Here is a 1,760-nt window from a genome sequence, read left to right on the forward strand (position 1 = left end):
CCTGTACCAACGAGCTCCATTGCTTCACGTCGAGACCCCGTCAACGCCCCTTGCGTGACCAGCAAAAACGCTAACTACCCGGCCTTGGGTCAAGGCCCACACGAGCGCTACCTGGACCTGCTTTCCACCACGCTGATCCCCCTCGGCCGCGTCGAGCGTTTCCCGGACCGGCGTGAAGAGTGGATTGAGAAGGCACACAAGCGCTGGGACCAGGCACTGAAGTACCGGCAGAACGACGTCAAGACGATTGGTGTCGTCTTGTCTCTGGACGCCACCCGCCCGGTGGCCGATGCCGCGCTTGAGGTGACACAGAGGTTCGTCGTTCTCAGCGGCGCGACCCGCCGCGCCATTGAGGCCCTCAAGGGCCAGGGCCTGGGGCGCGTTCATCTACGCCGGGATGGTCGCCCTGTACTTTCTCGCCCGCGCACTCTGGGCGCCGACGACGACCAGGCCGTGCCGCCGGTCGGCGAGGACACCACGAAGGCGGAGCCCAGCGCCTGACGCTTCGCCGGTCTTGCGTCGCCCGCGAGCCTCGGCCACCGGTGCACCCCATCAGGCGTCCGTCAGGCACTGGCGCTGGCGGTCGGGGATGTTTCGGGTCCTGCGGGAGCGACCGCGTCGTTCAAGGTGGCCGCGGGGACCTCAGCGGGCGGGACGTTCTTCTGGATCCGGTCGACCACGGGCGCGATGGCCTCGTACATCCGCCGCGACATCGGCTCGACGCTGTCTCTGCCGAGCAGTCCGCCGCTCATGTCAACGTTCAGCTGCTTGAGGTAGTCCACGAGCTGCGAGCCGGTGAGCGTGACCTCCACCAGCCCCCGGTACCCGGCCGTGCCGCCGGTCTTCCGGGGCTTGGCATCTTGGAACGAGTCGATCGACTTGTCTGGAACGGCGGTGGTGCGTTCCCACATGTCCTTCGTGCAGGTGATCTTGAACGCGGCGACGCCGGCGGCCTTGTGGAGACGCTCCTCGTGACCGGCCGGCGGATCGTCCGCGCAGCCGGTCGCCAGGGCGAGGAGGGAAGCGATGGCAAGCGCCGTTCGGACTGCGCGACGGCCGCGGCTGCGGGAACGAGAAGGGGACTGGGTGATCACCCGCCGATCATCGGCGCACCTGCCGCGAGGGGCGGGGTCTTTCGGTTGGTGATCACCGAAAAGGGTGAGCCCGGACCGCCACGACGGCACTCCCAGATGGGCGGTCTCTCAGCCCCACCCACCTGCTGGACAGCAGCATGCCTGACCCCAGGTGCCCGAACGCTTCCGCTCATGAACTGCCCCGGTTTCAGACCCGGGGGTGCCAAAGGCCCAGGAGCACGGTGGTGAGTCTCAGAGTCAGCTCCTCGACCCCGCAGACCGGCGTTGTCAGTGTCCGCGAACACCGGCCCCAGCACATCCCGCATCCGCATTGCCGGACATCCCTTGGGGAACACCGCCCGCCCCAGCCGCTCGGTCCCCGCCGGAACTTCTCCCAAGGACACCCCACGCAACGACACCGCATCCCACCCCAAACACAACGTCGGTCTATTCCACCTCAACGAGGCGGAACAGACCGACGTCACAACCCGCGAACGGATTTACCAACAGCATCCCGCATGGGGTGCCGCCCACCGGGCGATTCACGGGTACAGCACCCGAGCGGTGCCGCACCATCGCTGAGCTTGTGCTCTAAGAAGTCATCTCAATTGGCCAGTCGGCGGTAGCAGATGAGGGTGCAGGCGATGCTGGTGAAGGCGAGGAAGTGTTCGGCTTTGCGTTCGTAGC

General features: G+C 66.8%; 2 protein-coding genes. One reads left to right on the top strand and one right to left on the bottom strand.

Features of this window, described 5'->3' with window-relative positions:
* Nucleotides 1-54 precede the first annotated feature (54 nt).
* Nucleotides 55-501 (top strand): hypothetical protein, encoded by a 447-nt coding sequence (locus tag ABZ622_RS41995; protein ID WP_360552602.1) that lies wholly within the window; start codon nucleotides 55-57, stop codon nucleotides 499-501.
* A 62-nt stretch (nucleotides 502-563) separates the two neighbouring features.
* Here the strand turns inward: ABZ622_RS41995 and ABZ622_RS42000 are convergent, their stop codons facing one another.
* Entirely contained in the window at nucleotides 564-1,094 is a 531-nt protein-coding gene (locus tag ABZ622_RS42000) for a hypothetical protein (RefSeq protein WP_360552604.1), read from the bottom strand.
* Nucleotides 1,095-1,760: the final 666 nt, after the last annotated feature.

Source organism: Streptomyces sp. NPDC007164, from assembly GCF_040634135.1.
In the GTDB taxonomy this organism is placed as follows: domain Bacteria; phylum Actinomycetota; class Actinomycetes; order Streptomycetales; family Streptomycetaceae; genus Streptomyces; species Streptomyces sanglieri.